Origin of the sequence: Aliiroseovarius sp. S2029, from assembly GCF_023195575.1 — a bacterium.
GTDB lineage: Bacteria > Pseudomonadota > Alphaproteobacteria > Rhodobacterales > Rhodobacteraceae > Aliiroseovarius > Aliiroseovarius zhejiangensis.
Window position 1 is genome coordinate 1 of sequence record NZ_JALPQE010000009.1, and the last position, 22208, is coordinate 22208.

Genomic DNA, 22208 nt, shown 5'->3' on the forward strand with positions numbered 1-22208 from the left:
TCGAAATCGGAATTGCCGAGTTGAGCTGAGGCAGCAAACCCGCAAACCGTTCAAGCGTGGAAAGTTCGCCATAAGTTGGCAAATACAGCAAACCCTCACCACCTGTTTTTGAGGGCGTGTAGCCATCGAGCCTGAGATTGCCGACGGAACGCGCGACCGCGTGCCCCTCCACCATCTTGGTAGAGTAAGGTCCATACATCATGTTGAGATCGGCGCTCGTGCGCCACAGTCCATAGTTGTAGTACTCTTTCGCCATGCCATATTGCACAACGACGGTGCGTGCATGTCGGAACCTTGCGTTCAAATGCTTTGGCGTCATGACGAAAATGACGTCAACCTGCTGATCGATCACGCTCAGACTCGACTCGTCAACCACAACATGTGGACAATCAAGTGACTCGAAGAAATCCCGAGAGAAACCAAAAGGTGTGCTTTTTCTTGTTTCTACAACGACTAATGGGTTTTTGATTGCCCGTATCAGAGGCTGGTAAATCAGGTAGTGAAAGGGGTGAGAGATAACGAAACCGACTCGTATATCGTCCAGATTGCGACGCATTTTTTTTCCGTTACAATTTGATCAGCTTAAGCGGGAATGAACTCATCTATCAATGATTGCATGTGTGGTCTAGCGGATAAATAGAAAGGTCAATCAGGTTGCACCTACCACTCATAACCGTGTGTTGCCGTCCGTCTTTGCCCTCATGGTCCACCTCACAATGTCCACCATCAACAATGGGCATTATCAGCGCGAAACACTCCGTTTGAGCGGTTTCAAACGACGCTTATCTTTATCCGAAGGTGAGGTGGAGAAGCTTCGCGAACATTTCTTCCCTGTTGAAGTAGCAGAGCATGTCCCATTGTCTGGCATTCGGTTTAACGTGTTATGGTTTTTGAAGGTCCAATGCGAGCTTCTTCGCTGGGCTTTAAAGCTCCGATGCCTCTATCGATTTGAAATGCTTTCAGCGGATCAAAGCTACAGACCGCTTGCGTCGGAAGCTACGCGAACCGCAGAGTGGCAAGGCTGTATCGAATTGGGATCATCGGGCGAAAACCTTGACGCGCTATCAATAGTAAAGGCCCGTAACCGGATCGCTCGCATCGCGCGATGAAATGCACAAACGCCTGTTCGGCGCTTTACCTGGTTCATCGGTTGTGAGAGTAACCCAGTCAACTTGTCCCTGGTAAAAGCCGAGTTGCGATGTCTTCAAAGCGTATTTCCGTTATCATAGCGGCCTATAATGTCGAGAACTTCATCCAGCAGGCCATTCAGTCGGCGGTTGACCAGTCCCCCCCCTTTCACGAGATCATCGTCGTCAACGACTGTTCGACCGATGAAACGCCGCGTCTGATTGAAGAAATGGCACAAAATCAGACGAACATCAGGATGATCACCTGCCCCGAAAACTGCGGGCTGGGGGCGGTGCGCAATCTTGGGACGGAAAATGCGTCCGGCGACTACATCGCCTATCTGGATGGTGATGACTTGTTTACGCCTGAGGCGCATGCACTGATGCAGCAAGCCATCGCCACCGATCCGGATCTCGCCATCCTGAACCACAGCAGGCTTTATGTTGACGGGCGCGCGGTTCCGAACACAATGACCAACGCCTTGTCTGCGGGGGTTCACACGACACCGAAGGAAAAGATCGCACTTTTCGAGAATCTGAATGTCGCATGGAACAAGCTATACAAGCGCGAATTTCTGCAACGCACCGGCCTGACCTTTCCAGTCGGTAAATACGAAGATATCGCGTGGAACTATCTTGCTTTGATGTATGCGGACACGGTTGCGACCTCGCCTGAGGTTATCGTTCTCTATCGCCAGCGCGACGGATCTATCTTGCGAACCCAGAATGACACACATTTCGAAATTTTTGACCGTTGGGACGAGCTGTTTGAAGCACTTCGCGTCGATCCGGTGCTCTGGAAGACCTATGCCGACAGTTTGAAGCTGAGAAGATTCAGAAGCCTGATGCATGTTCTGGATTCCCAACGGCTTCCCGATGTGAGCAAGCCGCAATTTGCGGAGCGGATCAGGCAAGTTTGCAAGCCGACCGAGAACTTTAGCCGCCCCGAAGTGGCGCGGTCCGACCTCGCGCTGGGGTATCGTGGGGGTTACTACCTGCGGCACATTCTCCGCGCAAAATCCCTGTTGCGTATCAGGCTGGGTGTAAGGCAGGCGCCAGCATTTGCCCGCCGCGTGCTGGAGGCTGTAAACCTTCAGCTATATCGGCATGTTTTTCTGAGGTTGCCGATTGATCGCAACCTTGTTGTTTACGAATCTTACTGGGGTAAGAAGATCGCGTGCAATCCTTACGCCATTTTCAAGCATCTTCAAAACACCGCCGGGGGTGATTACCGGCATGTCTGGGTGGTGCAACCGGGCAAGGATCTTAGGGAAACAGAAGGTCACGCCGAGCACGTCAGGCAGAACAGCCTGCGTTATTTCTATCACCTGGCCCGTGCCGGTTATCTGATCAACAACGCGAATTTCCCGGATTTCCTGGTGAAACGGCAGGGCTCGATCCACGTGCAAACCAAGCACGGCACACCGTTGAAATACATGGGACTGGATATCCTGACGAAAGATCCGAAGGCCTTCGAGGACCCGATGGCATTTGCCCGGCGTTGCTTGCGATGGGATTACGTGATTTCTTCCAACCCATATTCCTCGCGGGTGTGGCGGTTGGGGTTCCCATATAATTACAAAATGATCGAGACTGGGTATCCGCGAAATGACCGTCTGGTTGCCCAGCGTGATGTCAACCAGGCCGAGTTCCGCAAGAAGCTGGGCCTTCCAAGCGACAAACGAGTGGTGCTTTACGCGCCCACGTTCCGACCGGAATACCCACGTGTCGAGGCTGCTGGGCAGCCAAACAAAGAGCAGATCGTCACGGCGATCATGAAGGGTCTTGACGAAGATTGCGTGCTTGCCATTCGGGATCACTACTTCCTTTCCGCCAGCAGTGCCTGGGCAAAAGATCCGCGGATTGTCGACCTTAGCGCACATGACAGCACCAACGACGTTCTTCTGGCTACGGATCTTCTGATCACTGACTATTCTTCGATCATGTTCGACTTCGCTGTGCTGAAGCGCCCGATTGTGGTTCTGGGATATGACAAGGCACTTTATGAGCAGGCGCGAGGGATGTACTTCGACATCTCGGAGGAACATCCGGGCGTATACTGTGACGATTTGGACCAATTGACCGAGGCGCTGAGGCGCAGAACTTATGAGTCAACGGTTGCTCGAAAATCACTTGACGCCTTTCACGAAAAGTTCTGCCCTTGGGAAGATGGAAACGCGTCTGTTCGTGTATGCGATGTGGTTTTCAATAACGCAGGTTAAGGGATCAAATGCCACTTATACGAAACGCGGATAAGCTCGTTCATTTTGTGCATGTGCCGAAAACCGGTGGGACGTCGATCGAAAAAGCCCTGAAAGATGCGGGAGCCAAAGTTGCACTGCTCTACGGCTCGCGATTCAACGGGTATTGCAAGGCGACTTTTCAACATATGAACGCCGACATTTATGAAAAGGTGATACCCGCGGAGTTTTACGACTACAGTTTTGCAGTGGTTCGGCACCCCTTCACGCGATTGGTCAGCGAATACTTCTATCGGCGCAAGCGCGGGTTTGCGAAGCGGACGTTTGATGATTGGTTGAACAAAGCGATGGATAACTATCCCGAAAATCCTTACCTGATGGATAACCATTTCCGACCACAGGTGGACTTCATTCGCCCCGGTGTAGAGGTTTTCAAACTGGAAGAGGGGCTTGAACACCCCCTTGCCGCCGCCGCTGAGCATCTTGACCTTGATCTTCAGGGTGCATCCATCCACGCGAACAAAAGCAAGGCCAAGGAACCTGTGCGTTGGACCAGGAAGACCCGCGCGCGCGCGGCCGAGTTCTATCGTGATGATTTCAAAAAATTCGGGTATGATCCTCGCGAGAGCCATCAGGAGCTTTTGCTGAAAATCTTTTAGCCTTGATTTACAGCAAGGATCGCACGTGAGGCGGTTTTCTGGCTATTCGATCCGGCAATGGCGTGTCTGCTTGTAATGCAAGGTTCTGACCTGAGATGCCGGGTGTCGGTATTGTCCCACGCCAGCGACATTGCGAACGCGCATGACGCGAGGTCTAGGACTCTCTCTGCAGAGCTTTATGACTTCGCCAACGTGCTCAGGTGCAGATCGTCCAGGATCGCATAGACGGCTGGCAGCACGAACAGGACCACAAGACTTGCGCTGAGCAGGCCGAAGACCAGGCTGGCCACCAAGGGGATCAGAATTTGCGCTTGCAGGTTGGTTTCGGTCAGGATCGGCAACAGGCCGGCTGTGGTGGTTGTTGTGGTCAGAAAGATGGCTCGAAACCGTGCCCTTGCCGCCCGGGCCGCGGCTTGGGAAACATTCGCGACGTCCTCGTGCTCATGTTTTATGAAATCCACCAAGAGGATGGAGTTGTTGACGACGACCCCTGCCAGCGCCACGAAACCCAGCATGCTGGGCATCGAGAAATCCAGACCCATTGCCATATGTCCGAAGATCGCGCCGGGCAGAGACAGCGGGATCACCAGCATCACGACGATCGGTTCGATATAGGATCGGAACAGAAAGCTGAGCAGAAGGAACACGCCCAGCAGCCCGATGATGAACCCTTTCAACATGGATTGCTGCGTCTTGCCGGCCTCGGCGTTCTGGCCTTCGATGTCCAGTGTGATGGCTGGGTGGCGTTGCAGGAAATCCGGCACGAACCGCGCCATCGTATCGCTGACAATAGCGTTGGCGTTGGCGATGCGGGTGTCGATGGACCCTTGCACCGTCACCGTGCGAATGCCGTTCTCGCGGTTGATCCGGCTATAACCCTGTCCGATCTCGACCTCGGCAACAACCGATAGTGGCACATAGGACCCATCCGCGCGCGTTACGTTGAAATGGTCGAAAACAACGCGATCACCACGCTCAGGCGGGCCAAACTGGGCGACGAGTTCAACAAGATTCCCGGCGATCTGCATCTCGCTGACAGTGGTGCCCAGATAGGCCGACCGCAACTGATCGGCGACCATGGCCGCGGTAATCCCCATCGGCCCTGCGGCATCCTTCAGCGTGATGCGCAGTTCGCGTTTGCCGGGACGCAGGTCATCAAGGATCGAGGTGACGCCCTGATACTGCCACAGCCAATCCTGCAATTCGATCGACGCTGACTTGAGCGCCACCAGATCGTCGCCTTTCAGGCGCATGTCGATGGCGATCCCGGCGGGGCCGATCGTGCTTTCAGCGTATTTCAGGCTGATCACATCCGGGACCGGGCCAACCGTGTCACGCCACAGGGCCATGATCTCGTCCGGTGTGCTGATCCGTTCCGCCGAGGGCAGCAGATCGACGCTGAGCGTAACCACGTGCGCGCCCGTTTCAAACGCATCCCGGTTCAGCCCGTAATAGACGCTGACATGGCGGATAAGCGTTGCCTGATCGGGTTGGTCAGGGGTCAGGGTGGCGTTCACATGTTCCAGCCCTGCCTCGAGCTGTGCAACGACCTGTTCGGTGCGCGAAAGTGGCGTGCCCTGTGGCAGCAGCACGCGTGCGACGATGGTGTCGCCGTCCAGTTCGGGAAAGGCGGTGAATTTCAGGAAACCTCCCGCCAGCATACTGGCAGAAATCAGAAGGACCGTCAGGCTGATCCCGGCCACCGCATAGCGCCAGCGAATGGTCAGGTCGACGACCGGACCGACCAATCGTTGGCGTGTCCAGTCAACCGCCCGTTCAACGCGGGCACGCAGGCCGGTGTCGTGATTTGCGACCTCGAGGCTGTGGATCAGGTGATGTGGCAGGATCAGGAAGGCCTCAACCAGCGACACGGACAGGACGAACAGCATCACGACCGGCACAACGCGCAAGACGGCGCCAAGGTCACCGGACAGAAAGGCAAGCGAGCCGAAGATCATTGCTGTCGTTCCGAACGAGGCCAGCACGTTGGGAAACACCTGCGTGGCACCTTCCACGGCCGCGTCCAATGCGCTGCGTCCCTTTTCGCGCAGGCGGGCGATGTTCTCGGCGATCACGATGGCGTCGTCCATCAACAACCCGATCACGATCAGCAGGCCCAGCGTGGTCATCAGGTTCAACGAATAGCCAACCAGCCCCATCAGGGCGACGCCGCCCATGAAAGATACCGGCAGGCCCATGGCGACCCAGAACGAAAAGCGGAACCCGAAAAACAGCCACAGGACAAGGAACACCAGCGCCAGGCCCTGCACACCGTTGACCACCACCAAGGTCAGCCGGTCGCGCACGACCGACACGCCGTCAGTGGTGATCTCAAGCGTGACGCCGGGCGGGGCCTGGGCGCGTTCGGCGTCCAGAAACGCCTTCAGCGCGTCCATCGTGCGCAGGCTGTCTTCGGCGCGGGTTTTGGTAATGTCGAGGATGGCGGCGGGTTGCCCGTCAAAAAGGATGACGTCGTCATCCAGCGCAAAGCCTTCGGTGATATCGGCAATATCGCCCAGCCGAACCTGCCCGCCCTGTGCCGATGATCTGATGATCAGGTCGGACAGCGCCTTGGTGTCGCGTCGCTCTTCCGCGACGCGGATCAAAAGGGTTTCGGTCCTCGCTTCAATGCTGCCAGAGGGCAAATCCAGGCTACTGGCCTGTATGGCGCGTGCGATGTCAGCGACCGAGACGCCGAATTTCTGAAGGTCGGCAGGTCGCAGGTTGACCTGCAGCTCTCGGGTCGAGAAGCCGCGAATATCCACCTTGGGGATGCCACCCCACCGCAGCATGGCGGTTCGGGTCTGTTCGGCATAATCCTTCAGATCGGTGCGAGAGGTTGGCCCGGTGATGGCCACGGACGCCACGAAATCAGTCAGGCCAAGCGCCCGAACCGTCGGGGCTTCGGCCCGGTCCGGAAAATCGGTGATCGCGTCGATTTCAGATTTGATGTCGGCCACAAAGGTCTGGAAATCGTCACCCTCGCGCATGGTAACAACCGCACGGGCCGAGTTTTCGCGGGCCTCGCAGGATTGGCGTTCGATGCCGGTCACGGCGTTCATTGCGTTTTCGACCCGCTCGCAAATCGCGGTTTCCACTTCCTCGGGCCGGGCGCCGGGATAGAGCACGCTGATTTCGACCTCGCTGGGTTGGGCGCGGGGGAAGGTTTCGCGCAAAAGCGTCGGGGCGACGAACAGACCAGCCGCCAGAAACAGGATCATCAGAAGATTGGCGATGGTCGGATGCGCCGCGAAGAAACGGATCATTGGGCTGCATCCTCGGCCAACAGTTGGTCCATGATCTGTGTGTCCGGGTGCGGATCCAGAAGTGCGCCGTCGATGGTCGGAACCGGCGGGGTCAGGACAATCCGGCTGCCCTGCTCGATGACATCAGCAAACAGTGCGATATCACCCTGCAGGAGCTTCGGTTCGGCGCGGATGCGCCGCAGCCTGTTGTCTGCATCGGCGACAAAGACGTGACCGTCCCGCAGGGCATCGCGCGGCAAGACAATGCCGGTGATCGGTTCGGCGCGCAGGACCACGTCAACGAACATACCTTTGGTCAGCGGCGGGCGGTTCCCGTTTCCGGCCTGTCCATAAGCATCATTGATCTGCACAACCACGCCTACTGTGCCGGTTTTAGGGTCAATTCCGTCGCTGATCCGGTCAACAATGGCGGGCCATGTCAGCACCTCGTCACCCAGCCGAAGCCTGACCGTGGCCTTCAATCGCAGTTCGTGCAGGGTATCCGTCAGCATGGCCGGGTCCATCGGCAGGGTGGTCGGCCCGTTTGGCCGGTTCAGAACCAGATTTCGGAAATCGCTCATCGCGGCCTGAACAACCACTTCGGCCTGATCGACCCCATCCAGCGTTGCGGCAGATTGGCCTTTGTTCAGGAACTGTCCGACCTCGACCGAGTGGCTGGCCACACGAGCGGCAAAAGGCAGCGTCATTTCACTGCGGTCCAAATTCAGTTCGGCGGTGGCAAGGTTGGCCTGATACAGCGCGATCTGTTCGGTTTGCGCAGCACGCTGCGTGGGCAGAAGCGCAAGCGTGCTTTCGATCCCCTGCACTTTTTGACGTTGCGCCAGATGGGCGGCCCGAATGGCATCGCGGGCGGTTTGGGTCATCGTGCCAGCCGCGAACAGCGTGTTGGCGCGCTCCACTTCGGCTGCTTTCAGCTCCAGCGCCTCAAGTTCGATTTTCAGGGCGGCGCGTTGGTTGGCTTCGGAAACGTCAAGCTCGGCCAAACGTGCCTCGGCGGCGCGAATATTGGCCTTGGCCTGCGCGATGGCCAGGTTGAAGTCGACGGGCGACAGGCGCAACAGCACCGATCCGGCGGGCAGGATCTGACCGTCGCGCAGCAAGGGATTGACGAAATCGACGGTCCCGCCGACTTCGGCGATCGCCTGATAGGTGCGGGCGGGGGCCACCACGCCAAACCCGACGAGCGCCGGGGCGACCTGATAGCTTTCTGCCGTAATCACCCGCACAGGGCTGGCGCGTTCGGACAGTTCGTGGCGATCCGGCGGGGTGCGGGTCGAGATGACATAGGCAAGTATGGCGACGCCGATCAGCGCAAGGGGCAAGGTGATCAAGATCAGTTTCAGACCGGGTCTCATGGCTGGTGTCTTTCGCATTCAAACAGGGACAGTTGCAGGTTCAGAAGCCGTTCGCCTTCGGTCACCAGATGGCTGGTGTCTCGGGTCAGGATCAGGCGCAAAACAAGGCTTTGGATCAGGCCGACCAGAAGGGTTGCGCCGTCTTCCGGCTGCAAATCAGGGCGCATTTGGCCGGTGGCGCGAAGCTCTTCACAGCAGGAAATCAGGGTATCGCGAAACTCGAACATTGCAGTCAGAAGGCGTTGGCGAGTGTCGGTCAGGCGCCCCGTCGGGTCACGTGTGACCATGATTTCGGGAAGGGCAGGGTATTGGGTGATCAGATGCAGATGCGCCATGATCATGCGCCGCAGCCGGTCTGCGGGCGGGATATCCACGGTCTTGCCGATTTGGGCATTCTGCCTGATTTGTGAACACACTTTGTCCGCGACTGCGTTCCAAATGTCCTCTTTCTTGGGGAAGTGTTTGTAGATCGCCGGTTGGGTCAGGCCAAGCTGCTTGGCGATCCCACCGGTTGTCACGTGATCCGGCCCGACTTCGAATGCCAGATCAAAAGTTGCCGACAGGATCTCGGCCTTTCGGTTGTCGGTGGATTTGCGTTTCATCCTGCCTGCCCGGTCCTGCCCCGCAAAGCCAGTGCAATGACGGTCCAAAACAGGAACCGCAGGGCAAGCGCCCCGACCGTACGCATTTCAAATGCTGAGCCACCGATAACGGTGACCGCAAATGCCAGAATGACAACACCTGTTGCCATTGCAATCAGCGACGCGAGCCAGATCGCCCACGCCTTGTTCAGCCACAAACCAACGGCTGCAATGACATAGGCAAACCCGGCCAGAAAGTTGAACCAGACCACGAAGGGGACGTAATCCCCTGCCGCCGTACGCGCTTCGGTCGGGCCAAACAGCACATTGCCACCGGAAAAGATGGTCAGGATACCGAATAGCAGGGCGACTGTTGCGACGGCTTTTTGCCACGTGAAGCTGGACATCGGATGAATCCCATGAGGTTATAGAGCTATAACTATACCCTTACCGCGGGCGTTTCAATACCGAACACGCATTGCTGATGCGGCCGGAAAGTAACCACCGATGCGTTCCCTGCATCGGCTATTCGTTATCGGCATTTGCGCAGGTGGCCGGGCTGGCGCTAGCGTCTCGGTCACAAACACAGGGGAGTATCTCAATGACGAAATTTGTCAGAAGCCTGACGGCTGCGGCCGTCGTGGCGACAATGGCGTCGGCAGCTTTTGCCGAAAATACCGTGCGCGTTGCCTATGACGCCGATCCGGTATCGCTGGACCCGCATGAACAACTGTCGGGCGGCACGCTGCAACTGTCGCACATGGTCTTTGACCCGCTGGTGCGCTGGACGCAGGATCTTCAGTTCGAACCGCGCCTTGCCGAAAGCTGGGAACAGATCGACGACACCACCATGCGTTTCAAGCTGAAAAGCGGCGTGAAGTTCCATTCGGGCAACATGTTGACCGCGAACGACGTGGATTGGACCTTTGACCGCCTGAAAGTCAGCGACGATTTCAAGGGTATCTTTGCACCTTTCACGGATATTGAAGTCATCGACGACATGACGTTCGACCTGAAAACCTCGGCGCCGTATCCGCTGGTGCTGCACACCGCGACCTACATCTTCCCGATGGACAGCGCGTTCTACACCGGCGAAACGGATGACGGCAAAGACAAGTCGGAAATCGTCAAGCATGGCGACAGCTTCGCGTCGCGTAACGTGTCGGGCACAGGTCCCTTTGTTGTCAGCGAGCGCGAGCAGGGCGTGAAAGTCGTGTTCGATCGTTTCGCGGATTATTGGGACACGGACAGCAAAGGCAACGTGGACAAGATCATCCTGACCCCGATCAAAGAAGACCCGACCCGCGTGGCCGCGCTTCTGTCGGGTGATGTTGATTTCATCGCTCCCGTGCCGCCGACCGATCTGCAACGTGTGGCCGATGCTGAAGGTGTCGACCTGATCACCATGCCGGGCACCCGGATCATCACCTTCCAGATGAATCAGGAGCGGGTCGAAGCCTTCAAGGATCCGAAAGTGCGTCTGGCCATCGACTATGCGGTGAACAACGCAGGTATCGTGGATCGCATCATGCGCGGCTTCGGCACCGTGGCCGGACAGGCCAGCCCTGCCGGTTATCTGGGATATGACGAAGCCCTTGCCCCGCGTTTTGACGTGGAAAAAGCCAAGGCTCTGATGGAAGAGGCCGGTTATGCCGACGGGTTCTCGATCACCATGATGGCGCCGAACAACCGCTATGTGAATGACGACAAGATCGCACAGGCTGTTGCATCGATGCTGTCGCAGATCAACATCAAGGTTGACCTGCAAACCATGCCGAAAGCGCAATACTGGCCCAAGTTCGACGAACGTGCGGCTGACATGATGATGATTGGCTGGCATGCGGACACGGAAGATTCCGCGAACTTCCACCAGTTCCTGACGGCTTGCCCGGACGAAGCCACCGGCAACGGTCAGTATAACTCGGGCAACTATTGCAACGAGGAAGCCGATGCGCTGATGAACGCTTCGAATACCGAAACCGACCAGGCGAAGCGTGCAGAGATGCTGACCAAGCTGGAAGGTATCCTGTATGAAGAGGCGGCCTTCATCCCGCTGCACTGGCAGAACCTGGCTTGGGGTTCGAAGTCGGGCATGAACTCGGGCGAGATCGTGAACGCGCTGAACTTCCCGTATTTCGGTGACCTGGTCGTCGAATAAATGAAACTGCAACCGGGCTGGCGCATGTCGTCGGCCCGGTTTGCCATGTTGTTGCGCATTTCCATGCTGACAATCCCTGTCGGCGGCTGGGGAAGGGCGCAACGCCACCTAATCGAATAAGGTAGCTAAGATGTTTGCCTATCTCGTGAAGCGAGTTTTTCAGGCGATTGCGGTGATGTTCGTCATCTCGCTCATCGCGTTCGCCATCCAGGGCAATCTGGGCGACCCTCTGCGCGAGTTGGTCGGTCAGTCGGTGTCCGAGGAAGTGCGCCAACAATTGCGGGATGAGCTGGGGTTGAACGACAGTTTCCTGAAACAGTATCTGCGCTTTGCCGGAAACGCTTTGCAGGGCGATCTGGGCACATCCTACTTCTTCAAGGAACCCGCGCTTGACGTGATCATGAAAAAACTGCCTGCCACGCTTGAGCTTGTGCTGGGTGCAACGATCATCATCATCGGTCTGTCCATCCCGCTAGGCGTCTATACCGCGATCAAACCCGACACGATCCTGAGCCGTGTCATCATGGGTCTGTCGATCGTCGGTATCTCGATCCCGGTTTTTCTGACCGCCATCCTGATGATCTTCGTCTTTTCGGTCACCTATGGCTGGTTTCCGTCCTTCGGACGTGGTGATGTGGTGCATGTCTGGGGCTATTGGGAAACAAACTTTGCCACCGCGGATGGATGGATGCACATCATTCTGCCGTCGATCGCTCTGGCCTCGATCATGTTGCCGCTTTTTGTCCGCCTGATCCGGGCCGAGATGATGGAAGTGCTGCAATCCGAATATGTGAAATATGCCGTCGCCAAGGGTATCCGGCCATGGCGGATCTATTTCGTGCATGCGCTGAAAAACACGCTGCTGCCGGTGATCACCGTGGGCGGGGTGCAGATCGGCACGATGGTGGCCTATACGATCCTGACGGAAACCGTGTTTCAGTGGCCGGGCATGGGCTTCATGTTCCTTGAGGCGGTGAACCGGGTCGATACCCCGCTGATCGTGGCCTATCTGATCGTGGTTGGCTTCATCTTCGTCGTGACAAACACCATCGTTGATCTGATCTATGGCTTGGTGAACCCGACCGTGAACCTGGCGAGGATGGGCGCATGAGCACCGAAACCGTCACCCCCCGCGCCGAGCCTTCGCGCTGGTCGAAGATCGTCAATTCCAACATGGGCTACAGCTTTCGGCGCAACCCGGTTGCGGTGGTCAGCCTGATCATCTTTGCGCTGATCGCGATTGCGGCCTTCTTTGCCCCGTTGATTGCGCCGTATGATCCCTATGACCCGGCGCAGATCAACATCATGAATTCGGAATACCCGCCTGCGTGGATCGACGGCGCCTTGCCCGAGTTCGTATTGGGCACCGACGATCAGGGGCGCGACCTGTGGTCTACCATTCTGTATGGCACACGTTTGTCACTTCTGATTGGTGTATGCGCTGTGGCGCTACAGGCCTTTCTTGGCATCAGCATTGGCTTGCTTGCAGGCTATATCGGCGGGCGTCTGGACAACCTGTTGATGCGGATGGCGGATATTCAGCTGTCGTTCTCGACGCTGATGGTTGCGATTATCTTTCTGGCCGTCACACAGGCGATGTTCGGATCTGAAACCTTCAACCAATACGCCGTCTTTTTCCTGATCGCCGTGATTGGCGTGGCCGAGTGGCCGCAATACGCGCGCACGGTGCGTGCCACGGTTCTGGCCGAGAAGAAGAAGGAATATGTGGACAGCGCCCGTGTGCTGGGCTTTGGCCCCATGCGGATCATGGTGCGGCATATCCTGCCGAACTCTCTGTCTCCGATCTTTGTCATATCGACGGTGCAGGTGGCCAACGCGATCATCTCGGAAGCATCGCTGAGCTTTCTGGGTCTGGGCATGCCGCCCAGCCAGCCCTCGCTTGGGTCGCTGATTTCGTCAGGGTTCGACTATATCTTCTCGGGCAGCTGGTGGATCACGGTGATCCCGGGTGTTGTTTTGGTTGTGCTTGTGCTGGTGATCAACCTGTTGGGCGATTGGATGCGCGATGTCCTGAACCCGAAACTCTATAAGGGGTAACGCGATGTCCTTGCTTTCTGTGCGCGACCTGACCGTCAAATTCGCCATGCGTGATGAAACCGTGACAGCGTTGAACGGTATTTCGTTCGATGTCGCCAAGGGCGAGCGTCTGGGCATCGTCGGCGAAAGCGGCGCCGGGAAGTCGATCACCGGCTTTTCACTGATGAACCTGATCAGCCGCCCCGGCTACGTGGATCGTGGTGAGATTCTGTTCGACGGTGAAGATGTCGTGAAGATGAGCGACAAGCGCCTGCGCGAGCTGCGCGGCGACAAGATGGCGATGATCTTTCAGGATCCGATGGTGACGCTGAACCCGGTTCTGACCATTGGCCAGCAGATGATCGAAACTTTGTTGGCTCACCGCAAGCTGAGCCGGGAAGAGGCGCGTCAGATCGCCATCGTCAAACTGCGCGAGGTTTATATTCCCTCGCCCGAGGAACGGCTGGACCAGTATCCGCACGAATTGTCGGGCGGGATGCGCCAGCGGATCATCATTGCCATCGCGCTGCTACTGGACCCGCAACTGATCATCGCGGATGAACCGACCACGGCGCTGGATGTGACCATTCAGGCTGACATCATGGAGCTGCTGTTGGAGCTGTGCCAGTCGAACAAGGTAGGGCTGATCCTGATCACCCATGATCTTGGCGTGGTCAGCCAGATGACCGAGCGGACGTTGGTTATGTATGCCGGCCGGATCATCGAAGCGGGCCGCACGCGCGAGATCATCAACGATCCGCAGCATCCCTATACCCAGGGTCTGATCAATGCGTTGCCGCAACAGACTCTGCCCGGCCAGAAGCTGCGCCAGATCCCCGGCAACATGCCGTCCTTGACCAACATTCCGCCCGGATGCCCATTCAATCCCCGGTGCGAATACGCCACCGATCTGTGCCGCACCCGCCTGCCCGAGATCGCTCAATATGGCCAAGTGCAAGTGGCGTGTCACGAGGTGCAGCGGCTGCAGGCTGAAGGTGAGCAACAGGAGCAGAAAGCATGAAGGACATGAATGCTCAGACCCCTTTGGTCGAGATCAAGGGATTGGAAAAGCGGTTCGATCTGGATCACGGTTTTCTGGAGACGCTCAAGTTCCGTGATGGGCGCATCAGACGGGAAACACGTGCCGTTCACGCGGTGAACAATGTCACCATGGACGTGAACCGGGGCGAGGCGCTTTGCGTGGTGGGGGAAAGCGGCTGCGGCAAGTCCACGGTGGCGCGTCTGGTGGCGGGGCTGTTGACCCCGACCAGCGGAGAAATCCATTACGACGGAAACCGGATTGACGACAAATCCCGATCCGAGATGCAGCCGTTGCGCAAAAAGATCCAGATGATCTTTCAGAACCCCTATGCCTCGCTCAACCCGCGCATGACCATCCGGCAGGCGCTGGAGGAGCCGGTGCGCCATCACTATCCTTCGTTTTCCACGGCAGAGGTGCGTGACAAGGTGACCGAGGTGATGATGTCCGTCGGCGTCGACCCAAGTTGGGCCAAACGCTATCCGCACGAGTTCTCGGGTGGTCAGCGGCAGCGGATTGCGATTGCCCGTGCGTTGACCGTGGACCCCGAGTTCATCATCGCCGATGAACCGATCAGCGCGCTGGACGTGTCCATTCAGGCGCAGGTTCTGAACCTGATGCTGGAGGCCAAGGAAAGCCGGGGCCTGACCTATCTGTTCATCACCCATGACCTGAGTGTGGTCGAACATTTCGGCACCCGTGTTGCGGTGCTGTATCTGGGATCGGTTTGCGAGATTGCCGACACGGCCACCCTGTTCTCGCACCCGAAACACCCCTATACTCGGGCTTTGTTGTCCGCGGTGCCGCAGTTGAAGGATGATCGACCGAACCACATCCGCCTGAAGGGCGAGATCCCGACGCCGATCAACATGCCGCAAGGTTGTCCCTTTCAAAGTCGCTGCGCATTTGCGAATAACAGATGCAGAAGTGAAAAGCCGAAAGCCATTCACCAGCCCGACGGCAGTCTTGTGGCCTGCCACGCCGTCGAAGAGGATCGGTTGGATCGGGATGTGATCGGCGCCTGATACGGACCCGCGTTTTTTGGATATTATCTGGCTCAGAGATTTCGAGGCTTTGGTGGCGTGCAAGAATTTCTCGCGCGCGGCCGAAGAACGGAATGTGAGCCAGCCGGCCTTTTCACGCCGCATCCGCGCGTTGGAGAACGAGATCGGCGTGCGTCTGATCAACCGCGAGACCTTGCCGCTTGCCCTGACCCCTGCGGGCGAGGTTTTTCTGTCGCAGGCACGGATCATGCTGCGCACCTATGAAGAAACGATCGAGCGGTGCCAGACCATCGACGCCGCGAACGAAAACATCATTCGTTTCGCCACCTCGCAATCGCTTTACATGACGCATTACAAATCCCTGATCGCGCCTTTGGTGCAAAAGGGTGGGGTGGATACGGACCTGAACTCGACCTCTTGGGCGGCGGACCAGTTCGTCAGTGCACTTCAGCAAAGCTATTGTGATGTGATCCTGACCTATTGGCACCCGTCGATGGAGTTTCTGGGGCCGTTGGAGGTCGCCAACTTCGAATATCTGACCCTGTCGACAGATCGTTTCGTACCGGTGTCACGCACCAAGCCGGGCGGCGGGCCGGAGTTTCGGTTCAAGACCGGCAGCAAAGAGGCGATACCGCTTTTGTCCTATGGGGCCGTGTCGGCGTTGCGGGCGGTGCAGGATTTCGTACTGGTACAGGCCGTCACCCCGCAAAAGGTCCTGATCGTGAATCAGAACGCGCTGGCCAACAGTGTGAAGGCGATGATCCTTGAAGGCTTTGGGATGGGATGGTTGCCGCTGAGCCTGTGCAAGACCGAACTTGCCGAGGGTCGGCTTGCCATCGTCGAAGAGCGTCTGGCCACAGATCTGGAAATCCGCGTCTACCGCGATCCGAAGAACAACAAGGGAACCTTGCACGACCTGTGGACGCATCTGCTGCAGGACCAGCGGTCGCGGCAACGCCAGCGGCCCAAACGTGGTGCCCCTCTTTAATTCCATTGGTTAACAGAACGTCACCGCCCGGAGCGGGCGTGTCAGACGGTCTCAACCCCATCTTCATAGGACTCTGACGAATTGCTGTCGCTGGCGATCTGCTCGATCTGGCGCAGCGCATGGTGCCAAACTGTCAGGAGCATATGATGTCAAACCCCTTCGAGAACCGTTCGCTTTCCCTGCGCGGGCCTGCAACCGATATGGCGCCAGTGACGCCGTCTGATGCCACGGATTTGGTCCATGTCGCGGTTGCGCTTTATGCCGAAACCGGCGGTGCGATTGCGTTCAGGTCGGTTGCCGGAGAGGACCGCGTGGTCACGGTCGGTGACAATGCCATCTTGCCGGTCGGGGTCGCGCGGGTGTTTGCGACCGGAACGACCGCCGCCGGTATCCACGCCTTCGTGCTTGTCTGATGATGGGGTTGGGATATGACATTCCGGCGCTTGCCCTGCGCCGGACCGCAACCAACGCCGTACCTGCGCCTTTTTCGCCCGCCTCGTTGTCGCCTTCGGTGTTCTTCGATCCGTCTCAGCGGTCCGGGTTGTTTCAGGATTTTGCGGGCACGATTTCCGTCACGGCCAATAATCAGCCGATCGGGCGGTGGCAGGATATGTCCGGGAATGGACATGATCTGGGCCAGGCCGTCAGCGCCGCGCGCCCGACCTATCGCACCGATGGCAGTTTACACTGGCTCGAAACCGACGGGGTAGATGACGCCCTGAAAACTGCGGCCGTTTTCGATGTGGCCAACCCGGTGACGATGGTGCTGGGGTATCAAATGATGTCGACCTCGGGCACTGCAAGGGTGAACATCGCGGAAATCAGCCAGAGCAGCACGAACGGAATGTCGGTCGGGGTGCGCCCCAATATTGACCGATTGCAGTATTACAGCCGGATGTCCGCACAGGGTGTGTCTGCCACGAATGTGGCTTCGCCGACAGTTTGGGGACACCACGACAAACACGTCGTGACGCTTCAGGCCAGTGATGGCGACGTGATCGTTCGGTTGGACGGCGAAATCGTCATCGACGCCCCGCAGGCGTTGGCACAGCAGTCGATCGCCGCACAACCGCTGCGGGTCGGGCTGGGGGCTGTCACGGCCAGCATTCCGGGGGCGTTTCGTCTGTTCGGTTTGCAGGTCTGGACCACGTCCGCGACGCAGCCTGACGAATCGCAGATCGCACTGCTGGAGGCGTGGATGGCGGCAAAAACGGGGGTAACGCTATGAGCATCCGGATCACGATTGCCTGCCCCGAACATTTGATGTCCCAAGCCAATCAATTCGCGCTTTGCGTTGGAAACTCACCGGCCGATGTGCAGACGTTCGGCGCTGCGACATGGGAAGATGGGGCCGGTGAACGATACGCGTTGGCGTCACTTCTGGCCGGGGTGCGGTTTCCGCAGCTGGCTGCGGCCCCTCTGGCCGCCCCGGCTCATGCACCGGACGCGGACATTGCCGGGGCAACACAGGCGCAATCGGTACTTCGGATCTGGTCCCCTGCCTCGACCGACAGCTTTCCCGAAGTTGGCGTGGACCGTCTTGTCGCGGTGATCGGGCTTGAGGCCGGGCTGGCCATTCCGCTTCTTGGGTTGTCGCCAATTCCGACCGAAGACTGAAACCTGCCGCCTGCCCGCACCTGACGGGCAGGTGGTTCGCCAGACACGGATCTCAAATCGCTTTGCAGGCTGGCCAATTCATGTTAGCAACCTAAAGATGAATCATTTTTAGGTGAATGCAACCATGAGGCAGATAGCGCATCACTTTGGCATGACCACCGACGGATCGGAGCGGGTAGATGATGTGCCGGCGAATGCCTCCGTCCTCACCCCTCGGGGGTTTGCCATTGGCAAGCGGGCGTTTGATGTGCTGTTCTGCCTTCTGCTGCTGCCGATCCTGATTGCCGTTGGGGTGATCCTGTTGATCTTGAACAGCGCCTATAATCCGGGGCCGGTCTTGTTCATGCAGCCCCGCATGGGGTGCAACTGCATTCCCTTCATGGCCTACAAGTTTCGCACGATGACGCCATCTTCACGACGGCGCCGGGCGAATGATCCCCTTGAAGACGATCGGATCACCGGGCTTGGCGCGGCCCTGCGGCAGAGCCGACTTGATGAATTGCCCCAGATCATCAACGTTTTGCGTGGCGAGATGAGCCTGATTGGCCCGCGCCCCGACTGTTACGACCACGCTGTTACCTTCCTGAATGATGTGCCCGGATACAAAGAGCGTCACGTGGTGTTGCCGGGGATCAGCGGCTTCGCCCAGACCGAGATCGGCTATGTCGAAGGTATCGCGGCCACCGCCCGAAAGGTCGAGGCAGATCTTCATTATATCGCCAATCGCAGCTTCCGGTTCGAGATGTGGATCGTCTGGCGGACGCTGGTCACAGTGATCAGCCGAACGGGACGCTAGGGTGAATCTGATCATGTTCCTACATCAGTCAGGAGGCCTTGGATGAATATAAGGCAGGGGTTCGCGGGTGCTTATGGCCCCGCGACACGCGACGATCAGACAGCGCATGGTGATCTGGATCTTGTTCGCGTCGGGCAGGCGCTGTGGCGGGGGCGCCGGACGATTGCCCTGTTGGGTCTTCTGGGGCTGATCATCGGCGCGGTCTATGGGTTTGGCATTGCGCGGCCGAAATATGCCGCCACGGCGCTTTTGGTGATGACGCAATCGCAAGACCCGGTGATCTCAGGTGATCTTCCCGCAAATCCGGTGGCGCATGATCTGTCGGACATGAACACGCAGCTACACATCATTCAATCCCGTGGCCTTGTGCAGAAACTGGTCGAGGCGTTGGACCTGTCCCGCGACCCCGAGTTCAATCCGGCCCTCAATCCGGGGCTGCCGATCCTTCCGGCGGCGGCGGTGACGGATGGCCCTGAACAGGTCGCACAGGTGGTCAGCGCGGTGCAGGATGCCATTTCAGCGCATGTTCAGCGTAACACCCGCATTTTTTCAGTCACGGTGCGGTCGGAAGATCGGGTCAAAGCAGCCAATATGGCGAATGCGCTGTCCTCGCTTTACCTTCAGGATCAGGTTGATGCGAAGTTTCAGGCAGCGGATGACGCGGTGCGGTGGTTATCCGACCGTGTGGGTGATCTGCGACAGGACCTGACGGCGCGCGAAGCGGCGGTGGCGCAGGCGCGCGCGCGCATGGATCTGACGTCGACCGAAGAGCTTGCCATTCTGAACGCCCGCCTGAAAGACGCCCGTGCGCGATTGCAGGACGTGACCCTTCGGGCAGAGCGGGCCAGCGACACGGAACGGTTGGCGCTGCAGAAGGCCGCGTTGCAGAACTCGATTGCCGACCTTGAAACGGCGGTCGAGGTCCAAAGTGCCGACGTAACGACGCTGCAGGAACTGGAGCGGGACGCACAGGCAACCCGCGTGCTCTATGAAACGCTGCTTGCGCGTCTGAAAGAGGCCAGCGCCATTCGCGGTCTGCAACAGGCGGATGCGCGGGTGTTGTCACCCGCCGCACCGGGTACATACCTATCTCCGCGCAAGGGGCTCATCATGGCGGTTTGTGCGGTTGTTGGAATGTTGCTGGCATCGGTCCATGTTTTGTGGCGGCAGTTTGTCCATGCGGGATTCCGTTCGGTTGAAGAACTGGAAGAGGCGACAGGCCGACCGGTTCTGGGGCAGGTTCCGCACCTCCCGGTCACGGATCGGGGCGCATTGATCCCGTTTCTGACGGATCATCCCACCGCGGCGGCGGTCGAGGCCATGCGCAATCTGCGCACATCGCTGCTGATGTCTGACATCGACCAGCCACCGCAGGTGATCCTTGTCGCATCGGCGGTGCCGGACGAGGGGAAGACCACACAGGCGGTTGCCCTGACCCACAGCCTGGCGGGGTTGGGCAAGCGCGTCCTTCTGATCGAAGGGGATATTAGACGCTGCACACTTCGGCATTATGTGCCCGGCCCGTCCAAACATGGGATCATGTCCGTTCTCACAGGGGATGTGGCGCTGTCGGATGCTGTTCAGCACGTGCCCGGATTGGACGCCGATGTCCTGTTCGGAGAGGCCTCACGCACCAGCGCCGCAGACCTGTTCGCCTCGCGCCGGTTCGAACAACTGATCGGCGCAGCGCGCGCCGGGTACGACGCAGTTGTCATCGACAGCCCTCCGGCTCTGGTGGTGCCCGATGCGCGGGTGATGGCCCGTCATGCGGATGCGGTTCTGTTCACGGTTGGCTGGAACAAGACGACCCGCCCGCAGGTGGCCGAAGCATTGCGGCAATTTGCGATGGTAAACGCCAAAATCACCGGGCTTGTCCTGTCACAGGTCAGAACCGAGGAATTGGCGCGATATGGACATGGCGGGACGTATGCCGCCTATGCCACTTATGACAAAGGGTATTACGGCACGACCTAGGACCGTTTGCACAAGGTTCAGGGCACACCGCTGTCGCCATTGACGGATTTGTTGATCAGGATCGGGAAAGCCTGTTCGAAGGCGCGCGACCATTTGGTGATCGGCTGTTCCTCGATAAAGACGATGTCGTTCGGGCGCATCTGCATCCGCGTTGCCAACGTGATGTTGATCACATTGGTCGCGTCCAGATGCCAGGCCGTGACTTTTGTGTCGTCCGCATCGGTGCCGGGCCGGATCACATAGATCTGCGCCGGATCGCCGGTTCTGGTGTCAAATCCACCTTCATCATACAGCACATCCGCCAGGCTGGCCTGTCGCCCATAGGGCAGCGCCACGCGCCCCTGCCGGGCCACCTCGCCCGTCAGATAGACATAATCGCGCGGCTCGGCGTCCAGCTCGCGGCGGCTGGTGAAATTGGTGCGCCGTTCTTCAAGCGTGTCGCGCTGCACGGACATTTCGGCCCTGAGCTCGGACAGGGCGTGCAGGCGGGCGCTGCGCTTCAGGCCGATTGCGGCGATCTGTGTCTCATAAAAGGCCAGCGCCCGGTCAAGGTCATAGGTTTCGTCCACATAGATCGCATCGCCCGGCAACAGGGTCAGGTCACGGACCCTGGCATCGGACCGCAGGGCCGAAGCTGGCATCTGATACAAGGTGCCATCCCGGTAAAGGCGTATCGCTGTTGCGCCCGTGTCACTGGCGACGACGCCTCCGGCCTGCGCCAGCGCATCGCCCAGACGCAGGGGTTTCAGGGTCAGGGGCACAAGACCCGCGCGGCCGACCTTGCCGCCGATGGCCACGTGCCGGGAGTTGAATTCGGCGATCTCAAGGCTGAAGGCAGGGTCGATGTTCTTCGCCACAAGGGCCTGAAACACAGCGTCCTCGGCGGCTTCGAGCGTTTTGCCTGCCATTTTGACCTGCCCGATATCAGGCAGCGCGATCATTCCGTTGTCGCGAACGGTGAACCCTTGTCGCTGCGTCTGGGCAGTCAGCAGGCCGCCCAACTCCTCGATCGTGCTGGCCCCGCTTTTCGTGACCAGCAGCAGCACGTCGCCGACCCCAATTTCATAGCGTTGCGGTGTGACGGGGGCAGGCAGCCGGGTGGCGATCTGTTCGCGTGACCCTGTGGGGCCCTCCGGCATGTCCGGGACCGCGCCCGCACCACGCAGGCCGGTCCCGCCCGCAATCGCGTGAAAGGCATCCGGCAGGCTCAGCGGCACATAGGGTGCGCTGTTGGCCTGTTTCACCGAGCTTGCGGTGATTTCCACGACGCTGACATCCAGCCCGGCGGCCTGCGACTGCACGGTCGGGCTGTGATAGGTGACGCCGCAACCGGACAGGGCCAGGCAGGTGCCAAGAAGAAGCGCGCGCAGGCTGTTGTGGTGCATATGGTCCTCCGTCCGGCCGCC

The 22208-nt window shown here is 58.6% G+C and carries 19 protein-coding genes; 13 read left to right on the forward strand and 6 right to left on the reverse strand.

What is annotated here, in order from left to right; translation table 11 throughout:
• The coding region (locus MUY21_RS15090; protein WP_248411122.1) for a hypothetical protein at positions 1-556 on the reverse strand (556 nt) is incomplete at its 3' end.
• A gap of 642 nt (positions 557-1198) precedes the next feature.
• On the opposite strand from MUY21_RS15090, the gene MUY21_RS15095 reads away from it, so the two are divergent.
• Both MUY21_RS15095 and MUY21_RS15100 read left to right on the forward strand, forming a co-directional pair.
• Positions 1199-3349 carry a bifunctional glycosyltransferase/CDP-glycerol:glycerophosphate glycerophosphotransferase gene (locus MUY21_RS15095; RefSeq protein WP_248411123.1) on the forward strand — a complete coding sequence of 717 codons (2151 nt, stop codon included), beginning with the start codon at positions 1199-1201 and terminating at the stop codon, positions 3347-3349.
• Between the two features lie 8 nt (positions 3350-3357).
• The gene (locus MUY21_RS15100; protein ID WP_248411124.1) at positions 3358-3987 is read left to right on the forward strand and encodes a sulfotransferase family 2 domain-containing protein; all 630 of its coding nucleotides are present in this window, start codon (positions 3358-3360) and stop codon (positions 3985-3987) included.
• 176 nt (positions 3988-4163) lie between these two features.
• On the opposite strand, the gene MUY21_RS15105 is transcribed toward MUY21_RS15100, so the two are convergent.
• The 4 genes from MUY21_RS15105 to MUY21_RS15120 are packed head-to-tail and all read right to left on the reverse strand — an operon-like array spanning position 4164 to position 9596.
• Positions 4164-7253, reverse strand: coding sequence for an efflux RND transporter permease subunit (locus tag MUY21_RS15105; RefSeq protein WP_248411125.1), 3090 nt, complete (start codon positions 7251-7253; stop codon positions 4164-4166).
• On the reverse strand, positions 7250-8608 hold the full coding sequence (locus tag MUY21_RS15110; protein ID WP_248411126.1) for a hypothetical protein: 1359 nt from the start codon (positions 8606-8608) through the stop codon (positions 7250-7252). The genes MUY21_RS15105 and MUY21_RS15110 overlap by 4 nt, the downstream gene beginning before the upstream one ends.
• Positions 8605-9210, reverse strand: a complete 606-nt coding sequence (locus MUY21_RS15115) for a TetR/AcrR family transcriptional regulator (RefSeq protein ID WP_248411127.1) — start codon at positions 9208-9210, stop codon at positions 8605-8607. Before MUY21_RS15115 ends, MUY21_RS15110 begins: the two co-directional genes overlap by 4 nt.
• A complete protein-coding gene (locus MUY21_RS15120; protein WP_248411128.1) occupies positions 9207-9596 on the reverse strand; it encodes a hypothetical protein in 390 nt (129 codons plus the stop codon). Before MUY21_RS15120 ends, MUY21_RS15115 begins: the two co-directional genes overlap by 4 nt.
• A 194-nt stretch (positions 9597-9790) precedes the next feature.
• Between MUY21_RS15120 and MUY21_RS15125 the strand changes: the two genes are divergently transcribed.
• The 11 genes from MUY21_RS15125 to MUY21_RS15175 all read left to right on the forward strand — a co-directional run bounded on the left by MUY21_RS15125 (position 9791) and on the right by MUY21_RS15175 (position 20802).
• A complete protein-coding gene (locus tag MUY21_RS15125) occupies positions 9791-11347 on the forward strand; it encodes an ABC transporter substrate-binding protein (protein ID WP_248411129.1) in 1557 nt (518 codons plus the stop codon).
• 130 nt (positions 11348-11477) lie between these two features.
• Entirely contained in the window at positions 11478-12458 is a 981-nt protein-coding gene (locus MUY21_RS15130; protein ID WP_191287509.1) for an ABC transporter permease, read from the forward strand.
• Complete coding sequence (locus MUY21_RS15135; protein WP_248411130.1) at positions 12455-13405, forward strand: ABC transporter permease; 951 nt, start codon at positions 12455-12457, stop codon at positions 13403-13405. Before MUY21_RS15130 ends, MUY21_RS15135 begins: the two co-directional genes overlap by 4 nt.
• Positions 13406-13409: 4 nt before the next feature.
• On the forward strand, positions 13410-14405 hold the full coding sequence (locus tag MUY21_RS15140) for an ABC transporter ATP-binding protein (RefSeq protein WP_248411131.1): 996 nt from the start codon (positions 13410-13412) through the stop codon (positions 14403-14405).
• Entirely contained in the window at positions 14402-15448 is a 1047-nt protein-coding gene (locus MUY21_RS15145; RefSeq protein ID WP_248411132.1) for an oligopeptide/dipeptide ABC transporter ATP-binding protein, read from the forward strand. The genes MUY21_RS15140 and MUY21_RS15145 overlap by 4 nt, the downstream gene beginning before the upstream one ends.
• A gap of 16 nt (positions 15449-15464) precedes the next feature.
• Positions 15465-16415 carry a LysR family transcriptional regulator gene (locus tag MUY21_RS15150; protein WP_248411133.1) on the forward strand — a complete coding sequence of 317 codons (951 nt, stop codon included), beginning with the start codon at positions 15465-15467 and terminating at the stop codon, positions 16413-16415.
• Between the two features lie 146 nt (positions 16416-16561).
• On the forward strand, positions 16562-16828 hold the full coding sequence (locus tag MUY21_RS15155) for a hypothetical protein (RefSeq protein ID WP_248411134.1): 267 nt from the start codon (positions 16562-16564) through the stop codon (positions 16826-16828).
• Positions 16828-17643, forward strand: a complete 816-nt coding sequence (locus tag MUY21_RS15160; protein WP_248411135.1) for a hypothetical protein — start codon at positions 16828-16830, stop codon at positions 17641-17643. Before MUY21_RS15155 ends, MUY21_RS15160 begins: the two co-directional genes overlap by 1 nt.
• A complete protein-coding gene (locus tag MUY21_RS15165; RefSeq protein WP_248411136.1) occupies positions 17640-18032 on the forward strand; it encodes a hypothetical protein in 393 nt (130 codons plus the stop codon). The genes MUY21_RS15160 and MUY21_RS15165 overlap by 4 nt, the downstream gene beginning before the upstream one ends.
• A 124-nt stretch (positions 18033-18156) precedes the next feature.
• Positions 18157-18828, forward strand: coding sequence for a sugar transferase (locus tag MUY21_RS15170; protein ID WP_248411137.1), 672 nt, complete (start codon positions 18157-18159; stop codon positions 18826-18828).
• Between the two features lie 42 nt (positions 18829-18870).
• Positions 18871-20802: a Wzz/FepE/Etk N-terminal domain-containing protein gene (locus MUY21_RS15175; RefSeq protein WP_248411138.1), complete on the forward strand. Its 1932-nt coding sequence runs from the start codon at positions 18871-18873 to the stop codon at positions 20800-20802.
• Between the two features lie 17 nt (positions 20803-20819).
• Here MUY21_RS15175 and MUY21_RS15180 read toward each other — a convergent pair whose 3' ends face one another.
• Entirely contained in the window at positions 20820-22187 is a 1368-nt protein-coding gene (locus MUY21_RS15180; RefSeq protein ID WP_248411139.1) for a polysaccharide biosynthesis/export family protein, read from the reverse strand.
• Positions 22188-22208: the final 21 nt, after the last annotated feature.